The organism is Bradyrhizobium sp. 482_C4_N1_8, from assembly GCF_052075965.1.
GTDB lineage: Bacteria > Pseudomonadota > Alphaproteobacteria > Rhizobiales > Xanthobacteraceae > Bradyrhizobium > Bradyrhizobium barranii.
On the sequence record NZ_CP197231.1, the window covers coordinates 6,320,770 to 6,328,966 of the forward strand.

General features: G+C 66.2%; 8 protein-coding genes and 1 riboswitch. Of the genes, 5 read left to right on the plus strand and 3 right to left on the minus strand.

Features of this window, described 5'->3' with window-relative positions; genetic code table 11:
• Window positions 1–15 precede the first annotated feature (15 nt).
• Window positions 16–239: riboswitch (cobalamin riboswitch) on the minus strand.
• Window positions 240–279: 40 nt separating this feature from the next.
• Entirely contained in the window at window positions 280–915 is a 636-nt protein-coding gene (gene cobO / locus AB7Z56_RS30315; RefSeq protein WP_028148472.1) for a cob(I)yrinic acid a,c-diamide adenosyltransferase, read from the plus strand.
• Between the two features lie 23 nt (window positions 916–938).
• The gene (locus AB7Z56_RS30320) at window positions 939–2,387 is read left to right on the plus strand and encodes a cobyric acid synthase (RefSeq protein WP_063984437.1); all 1,449 of its coding nucleotides are present in this window, start codon (window positions 939–941) and stop codon (window positions 2,385–2,387) included.
• Here the strand turns inward: AB7Z56_RS30320 and cobD are convergent.
• Together cobD and cbiB are read right to left on the minus strand one after the other, a co-directional pair.
• A complete protein-coding gene (gene cobD / locus AB7Z56_RS30325) occupies window positions 2,376–3,341 on the minus strand; it encodes a threonine-phosphate decarboxylase CobD (protein ID WP_063984438.1) in 966 nt (321 codons plus the stop codon). The two genes, AB7Z56_RS30320 and cobD, sit on opposite strands and share 12 nt — an antisense overlap.
• Before the next feature lie 11 nt (window positions 3,342–3,352).
• On the minus strand, window positions 3,353–4,294 hold the full coding sequence (gene cbiB, locus AB7Z56_RS30330; protein WP_063986534.1) for an adenosylcobinamide-phosphate synthase CbiB: 942 nt from the start codon (window positions 4,292–4,294) through the stop codon (window positions 3,353–3,355).
• A gap of 121 nt (window positions 4,295–4,415) precedes the next feature.
• On the opposite strand from cbiB, the gene cobU reads away from it, so the two are divergent.
• From cobU to bluB, 3 genes are read left to right on the plus strand one after another with little or no spacing between them, the layout of a single operon-like run.
• A complete protein-coding gene (gene cobU / locus AB7Z56_RS30335; RefSeq protein ID WP_063984439.1) occupies window positions 4,416–4,922 on the plus strand; it encodes a bifunctional adenosylcobinamide kinase/adenosylcobinamide-phosphate guanylyltransferase in 507 nt (168 codons plus the stop codon).
• Complete coding sequence (gene cobS / locus AB7Z56_RS30340; protein WP_283018574.1) at window positions 4,919–5,701, plus strand: adenosylcobinamide-GDP ribazoletransferase; 783 nt, start codon at window positions 4,919–4,921, stop codon at window positions 5,699–5,701. Before cobU ends, cobS begins: the two co-directional genes overlap by 4 nt.
• 4 nt (window positions 5,702–5,705) lie before the next feature.
• Window positions 5,706–6,338: a 5,6-dimethylbenzimidazole synthase gene (bluB, locus tag AB7Z56_RS30345; RefSeq protein WP_063984441.1), complete on the plus strand. Its 633-nt coding sequence runs from the start codon at window positions 5,706–5,708 to the stop codon at window positions 6,336–6,338.
• A 160-nt stretch (window positions 6,339–6,498) separates the two neighbouring features.
• Here the strand turns inward: bluB and AB7Z56_RS30350 are convergent, their stop codons facing one another.
• On the minus strand, window positions 6,499–8,193 hold the full coding sequence (locus tag AB7Z56_RS30350; RefSeq protein WP_063984442.1) for a ShlB/FhaC/HecB family hemolysin secretion/activation protein: 1,695 nt from the start codon (window positions 8,191–8,193) through the stop codon (window positions 6,499–6,501).
• Between the last annotated feature and the right edge of the window lie 4 nt (window positions 8,194–8,197).

The following is an 8,197-nucleotide window of genomic DNA, read 5'->3' on the forward strand; positions in this document are numbered from 1 at the left end:
CCCCGTCCGCCGGTCCAAAACTCGTCCGCGCTGGCAGGTCTCCCGGCTTGCGGAGCAGGGCTTTTGGCCCTTCGATCCCCGCCTTCCCGATCCCCTGCGGGGGATCAGTGGCCTCGGGCATCTCTCCGGTCACGGTCGCGGGGGCGGCTGCAGTTTGGAGCCGAATCTTGTCGATTCGGACCCTATCGCATTCCCTCTTCGCCTGTCATAGGACAGGAACCAACGCCGGGCCACCATTTGCCCCCGGCCGCCTCTTGTCAAGCCGAAGGACCCTGTCAGATGACGCCTGAACCGGATACCCAAACGGCCGAGGAAACCGACGCCCGCCACGCCGCGAAAATGGCGAAAATCAAGGTCGCCCGCGACAAGATCATGGCGACCAAGAGCGGCGAGAAGGGCCTCATCATCGTCCACACCGGCGCCGGCAAGGGCAAGTCCTCCTCCGCTTTCGGCATGATCGTCCGCTGTGTCGCCCATGGCTTCCCCTGCGCGGTCGTGCAGTTCATCAAGGGCGCCTGGGACACCGGCGAGCGGCGCCTGCTCACCGGCCATTTCGGCGAGCTCTGCCAGTTCCATGCGATGGGCGAAGGTTTCACCTGGGAGACGCAGGACCGCGCCCGCGACATCGCCGCGGCGCAGGCCGGCTGGGCGAAGGCCAAGGAGCTGATATCAGATTCCAATCTGCGCATGGTCGTGCTCGACGAGATCAACATCGCGCTGCGCTACGACTATCTCGACATCGCCGAGGTCGTCGACTTCCTGAAAACGCACAAGCCGCCGATGACGCATGTCGTGCTCACCGGGCGCAATGCCAAGGACGAGCTGATCGAGATCGCCGATCTCGTCACCGAGATGACGCTGGTCAAGCACCCCTTCCGCTCCGGCATCAAGGCGCAAGCCGGCGTCGAGTTCTGACGACGCCAGATTCTGAAAACACCATGGCGCGCGCATTGATGATCCAGGGGGCCGGCTCGGACGTGGGCAAGTCGCTCATCGTCGCCGGCCTCGCCCGCGCCTTCACGCGGCGCGGCCTGCGCGTGCTGCCCTTCAAGCCGCAGAACATGTCGAACAACGCGGCCGTGACCGTCGACGGCGGCGAGATCGGCCGCGCGCAGGCTCTGCAGGCGCTCGCCGCCGGTGTCGAGCCGCACACCGACATGAATCCGGTGCTGCTCAAGCCCGAGACCGACGTCGGCGCGCAGGTGATCGTGCAGGGAAAGCGCATCGCGGCCGCGCGGGCGCGCGAATATGCGGCGATGAAACCGTCGCTGATGGGCGCGGTGCTGGAAAGTTTCGAGAGGCTGAAAGCGCGCGCCGATCTGGTCCTGGTCGAAGGCGCCGGCAGCCCGGCCGAGGTCAACCTGCGCAAGGCCGACATCGCCAATATGGGCTTTGCGCGCAAGGCCGACGTGCCCGTCGTGCTGGTCGGCGACATCGACCGCGGCGGCGTCATCGCCCAGCTCGTCGGCATCAAGACGGTGATCGACCCCGACGATGCCGCGATGATCGAGGGTTTCGTCATCAACAAGTTCCGCGGCGACCCCTCGCTGTTCGACGACGGCTACAAGCTGATCGAGCAGAAGACCGCGTGGCGCGGCCTCGGCGTACTGCCCTGGTTCGCGCGCGCCGGCGAGCTGCCGGCCGAGGATGCGCTGGGGCTGAGCGACGCGCGCAAGCCAGGCCAGTGCAAGATCGCCTGCCTCGCGCTGTCGCGGATCGCCAATTTCGATGATCTTGATCCGCTGAAACTCGAACCTGGCGTCGATCTCGTGATGGTGCGGCCGGGCGAAGCCATCCCCGGCGACGTCCGCCTCGTCATCATCCCCGGCTCGAAATCCACCCGCGGCGATCTCGCCTTCCTGCGCGCGCAGGGCTGGGACATCGATCTCCTGGCGCATCATCGCCGCGGCGGCCATGTGCTTGGCCTCTGCGGCGGCTATCAGATGCTCGGGCGCAGCGTCGCCGACCCTGACGGCATCGAAGGTCCCGCAGGCGATACGCCGGGTCTCGGACTTCTGGACGTCGCCACAATGATGAGCCCGCAGAAGACGCTGACGCGCGTCGCGGCCGTGCATGCCGCCACGGACCAGCCGATCGACGCCTACGAAATCCACATCGGCCGCACCGACGGACCGGATCGCGCGCGCCCGTTTGCGAAACTGAATGGGGAGCCGGAGGGCGCGATCTCGCGCGATGGCCGCGTGCAGGGCAGCTATTTGCACGGCCTGTTCACGTCGGACGATTTCCGCAAGGCGTATCTCGCAAAGCTCGACATTCCGGCAGGCGACGAGCCTTATCACAGCAGGGTTGAGAGCGCGCTCGATGCCCTCGCCGATCACATCGAACAGCATCTCGACGTCGGCGGCCTGCTCGCGCTAGCGCGCTAGCGCCTCGGCAAGGCGCGTCCATTCGGCTTCGCTGCCGGGAAGCCCGAGGCGCAGCCATGCCGGCTCTTTCGCGAATACGCGCGACCAGATTTGGCTACGCGCCAGTTTCTCCTGCGCAGCAAGCGCATCAGGCGTCTCGTAGAGACGAAACAGCGGCGCACCACCGACGAGCCGCCAGCCTTGCGACTGCACGATGTCGTCGAGGCGGGCACAGTCGCGTGCGAGCCGCGCTGACGTCGCCTCGGCCCAGGCGTCGTCACGCAAGGCGCGGCAGCCGATCGCGATCGCCGCTCCCGACACCGGCCACGGACCTGACGCCGCCGCGAGCTTGGCGATGTCGGCCGCATTGCCGAGCGCAAACCCAAGCCTCAGGCCGGCAAGACCATAGAATTTGCCGAAGGAGCGCAGGACCAGCAGTCCAGGCCGATCCGCCTCGGATGCGAGCGACAGCTGCGGGGCAGCATCGGCAAAACTCTCGTCGATGACGAGACGGCCGACGCGCGGCAGCAGCGCCAGCAAATCCTTTGGCGCAAAACGCCGGCCATCGGGATTGTTGGGATTGACGACGACGGCGAGATCCGCGCCCGCCAGCGCGTCGAGCTCGCCGACCTCCTGGACATCCCAACCCGCAATCGACAAGACCCCGGCATATTCATTGTAGGTCGGCGCAAGGATGCGCGCGCGGCCGGCTGGCGCCAGTTGCGGCAGCAATTGAATGGCGGCCTGCGCACCACCCATCGCGACGAGCGGCGCGCTTGTGCCGTAAGCGTGCTGCGCGGCCTGATGCAGGCTCTCGATCTCGGCCCGCGACGGCAGCGCGTTCCACGCGCGCGCGCTCACCTCGCCCACGGGATAAGGCAGGCGGTTGATCCCGGTCGACAGATCGATCCAGTCCTCCGCGCGCCCGCCAAATCGCTGCTGGGCCAGATCGAGATTTCCACCGTGCTCGCGCATGCCCCGTTCTTTCACGCGAAGGCCAGGATCGCAAGGATGCCGGCGAGCAGCAGCATGGCGCGGCGGTAGATCGTCAACCCCCGGCTGATGTCCGCGGCAAGCGGATCGCGCGCGCCATCGTTGAGCCAGGGTTCGTTGGTGATGCTGCCGTGATAGATGCGGGGGCCGCTGAGCCGCACGCCAAGCCCCCCGGCCATGGCCGCTTCCGGCCAGCCGGCATTGGGCGAGCGGTGACGGCGGGCATCGCGCGTCATGCACGACAGCGCCTCCGAGCGCCGCGACGCCAACAGGACGAACAGAAAGCCGGTCAGCCGCGCCGGAATGAAGTTTGCGACATCGTCGATCCGTGCCGCGGCCCAGCCAAAAGCTTCGTGGCGCTCGTTGCGATGGCCGATCATGGAGTCCAGCGTGTTGATCGCCTTGTAGCCCAAAATGCCGGGCAGTCCGAACAGCGCGCCCCAGAACACCGGCGCCACGATGCCGTCGGAGGCGTTTTCCGCAAGGCTCTCGATAGCCGCGCGCGCGATGCCGGCTTCGTCGAGCGTTGCGGGATCGCGTCCGACGATGCGCGAAACCGCATCGCGCGCAGCAGCGATGTCGCCGGCCAGCAACGGCTTCGCGACGGCAGCGACATGATCATGGAGCGAGCGCAAGGCGACCAGCGGCCAGGCCAGCACACCCACGAGTATGATCTCCATCCATCCCCAGGGGAGCAAGGACTGAAGTACCCAGCCGATTGCGACCGAGATCGCAATCACCAGAAGCGCTCCAGCCACGCCCGCAGCACGGCGAAATGCCGGCGGATCGGAATCGCGATTCCAGGCGGCGTCGATGGCGCCGATCAGCCGGCCCAGCCAGGTCACGGGATGGCCGATCCGCGCGAACAGCCACGACGGCCAGCCCAGCAGGGCATCCACCGCCATCGCCACCGCCATCGCCCCTGCAAAACCCACGCCCACCTCCTGTCCCGCCCCTGTTGCGCAAAGCGAAGGCGGAGCGCAAGCCCCCGGCCGCCTGATTTCGGCTTTGTCTTTGGCCGCGATTGGTGATTAGTCAGGCCCACAGGAGACCTTTATGGCCGTCATCTTGATCACCGGCGGAGCACGATCGGGCAAGAGCGCCCACGCGGAAAAGCGCGCGCGCAGCTTTCCGGGCCAGCCCATCTACATCGCGACGGCCGAGGCGCTCGATGCCGAAATGGAGGTGCGCATCGCCAAGCATCGAGCCAAGCGCGCGGCCGTCGACTGGATCGAGCGAGAGGTACCACTCGATCTCCTGCAAGCTCTGATCGAGACCGATGGCGCCGGCCCAAGGCTGGTGGATTGCCTGACCTTGTGGCTCTCCAACATCATGCATGCGGGGCGTGACTGGGAACACGAACTCATGAAGCTCGCCGCTTTCATGGGCGGCCAGAAGAGCCCCGTCATTTTCGTCACCAACGAGGTCGGCCTCGGTATCGTCCCCGACAACGCGCTGGCGCGCAGCTATCGCGACGCCGCCGGAATCATGAACCAGGTCATCGCGGCGGTTTCCGACGAAGTCGAGTTCGTCGTGGCCGGCCTGCCGATGAAACTGAAATGATGCCGCGCGCCGAGCTTTTCAAAGAGATTATCGCCGATCTCAGGATGGCGGCATCGTTCGTGACGATCCTCCCCGTCGCATCGTCGAAGTCCGCGGCTGACGGCGCCGTCGCGCGCGCAACCTGGGCACTCCCCGTCGCGGGGCTGCTGGTCGGCCTCGCGGGCGCCTTGGTCTACAAGGTCTCCAGCCGGTTCGGACTGACACCGAACCTCGCCGCCCTGCTCACGCTGGCCGCGACCGCGCTCATCACCGGCGCGCTGCATGAGGACGGCCTTGCCGATACCGCCGACGGGCTCGGCGGCGGCCGGACGCGCGAGCGCAAGCTCGAGATCATGCGCGACAGCCGGATCGGCACCTATGGCGTCTGCGCGCTGATCCTGTCGTTCGGTCTGCGCTGGAGCGCGCTCGCGGCGATCGCCAATCCCTGGGCCGTCGCGCTCGCGCTGTGCGCCGCGCACACTGCCGCCCGCGCGGGCGTGCCGGCTTTCATGTCGCTGGTCCCGCCGGCACGATCTGATGGACTGTCGGCAAGCGCGGGATCGCCGCCGGGCCGCAGCGTCGCCATCGCTTTCGCTGCTGGAACGCTCGCCCTCGCCCTCGCGCTCGGGCCTGGCAAGGCGCTGGTCAGCCTGATCCTGCTGTCGCTCGCCGGCTTGATGCTGGCGCGGCTTGCCATCCGCCAGATCGGCGGGCAGACCGGCGACATCCTCGGCGCATTCGAGCAGACCGGCGAGATCCTCATTCTGCTGGTGGCGGCATCCTTCCGGATGGGAGGCTGATCTCATGGTCGAGTTCGACGACACCTTCCGCCAACATTTGCGCGAGCTGTTCGTGTGGCGCCGCGACGTGCGCCGCTTCCGCGCCGATCCGCTGCCGGCCGGCACCATCGATCGCCTGATCGAGACCGCCTGTCTCTCGCCCTCGGTCGGCCTGAGCCAGCCCTGGCGCTTCGTTGTCGTTGAAGATGCCGCACGGCGCCGCGCCGTGATCGACGACTTCAGGGCATGCAACGCCGATGCGCTGAATGCCTATGCCGGTGAGCGCGCCGCGCGCTATGCGACACTAAAGCTGTCCGGTCTCGAACAGGCCCCCGGCCACCTCGCCGTGTTCGCGGACAAGGCGAGCGACATCGGCCACGGGCTCGGCCGCGCGACCATGCCGGAGACGACGGAATATTCCGTGGTGGCCGCGATCACCGCGATGTGGCTCGCGGCGCGCGCCGACGGCATCGGCCTCGGCTGGGTGTCGATCCTCAATCCGCAGCGCGTTCACACCACTCTCGACGTGCCTGAGACCTGGAAGTTCATCGCCTATCTCTGCATCGGCTATCCGGAAGTCGAATGCGACCAGCCGGAGCTCGAGCAGGCGAAATGGGAACACCGGCGCGGCGCGGAGGAATTCACGCTGCGGCGTTGAGGCGCCCCCGCTCCATCCTCCGTCATTGCGAGCGTAGCGAAGCAATCCAGGCTGTCTCCGCGGAGGGATTCTGGATTGCTTCGTCGTACCAGCGCAAAATTGCTTTGCAATTTTGTCGCGGGCTCCTCGCAATGACGACGGAGAGAGAGGCGGCTTGTCGCTACGACCTGCTCTTGCCGGCGGCAGCCGCCACCGGCGCAGGGCTCTCCTGCTTCTGGAACATCAACAACGGTCGGAAGATGACGCGGCCATAGGCCTCGTAATGGTTCTGGGTCGAGACGGCCATCTTCAACGGCGTCGCGTAATTCGCCTCGAACGTCATGAACGACGCATAGGTCCATGAGAAGCCGACGCCGACCGAAGCGAGCTCGGTAACCCCCGGGAATGTCGAATAGACTGCGCCCCAGTCGGTGAAGATGTAGGTGTCGAACCCCTTGAGCCACGACGACCAATTGTAGTGCAGCTCGGCGTTGAAATAATAGCCGCTGTCGCCGGATGCGGAGTTGGAGGGATAGCCGCGCACGGTGGTGGGACCGCCGATCGAGAATATCTGGTCGCCCGGCAGCAGCTTTTCCTGCGTGTACTGCCAGCTCGCCAGCACATTGGCGCTGAAATTCTGCGGCCCCGCCGCGCTGGTCGCGATCAGCGAGCCGGTATAGGTGTTGAACGCGCGGTTGTTGCCGAGCACATAATCATGCCAGGTGATGTAGTTCACCGCCGGCGAGACCGTGATCGAATAGGTGTTGCCGGAATTGGTCACTGACAGCCCGGCGGTGGCCTTGTCGTAATGGTCGTCGGTCACGGAGACCGTGGCGAAGCGGCTGACCGTCTTGCCCTCGGTCTCAGCGGCGTTGAGCAATATCAGCCAGTTCTGCGTCACCCAGACCGGCTGGCTGAAATTGACCGCGGCCTGGCTCGAGCGTCCGGTGACGTCGAGCGCGACGAACGGTCCCTGGATGATCTTGATCTTGCCTTCGGTATAGCTGACGCCGACGCGGCCACCCCAGGGATTGACCGGAATGCTGTAGGCGGCGTTGCCGTTGAGATTGCCGTCGGCGCGGACGCCGTAGAAGGTCAGGCGGTCGTCGACGCCGAACAGGCCGTGGCGCTTGTAGAAGGCTCCGCCCTCCCAGCGCCCGGTGTTCTCCGCGCCCTGGTTGTCGGTGAAGAGTTGCAAGGTGTCGACCGGCGGCTCGATCACGGCGAACTGGAGATCGGTCAGGCCAAAACTCGTGCCAGGCTGGAGCAGCGCCTTGATCTGCACGTCGTTGGTCCGGTTGAACCAGATCACGTCGCGATTGAGTTTTGGAACGTCGAGGACCTCGCCTTCGGGCTCCTTCACGCGCTGAAGGATGTAATCGGTGCGGGTCTGCTTGTTGCCCTCGATGGTCGTCTTCTGGAGCCGGCCCTCGGTCAGCTTGATCTTGACCACACCGCCCTTTGCATCCTGGTCAGGCAGCGTCGCGATGCCCGTGACGATGCCGCGCTCGGTGTAGATGGCGTTGATGTCGGCAACGAGCTGCAATAGCGCAGCGATGTCGACGTTCTTGCCGACATATTTCTTCGCGATCTCGTCCAGCTCTGCCGGCGTGATGAACTTGGATGCGTCGAACTCGACCTTGCGCAGGCGGAATTTCGGCCCCCCCGGCTTCAGCAGCTGGGACTTTTCCCGCTCACCGCCGATCACCGCGGGACCGGTGAGCTTGGGCGGCGCGCTCTGCCGTTCGAGCTGGCGGCGCTGCCGGTCGACGTCGTTCTGGATCACGCCGGGATTGATCGAGGGCACTTGCGCGCGCGAAGGGGCGATGCAGCAAGCTGCAAGCCCCACCCCCAACGCGGCCCCCCAAATCCGCATCCCG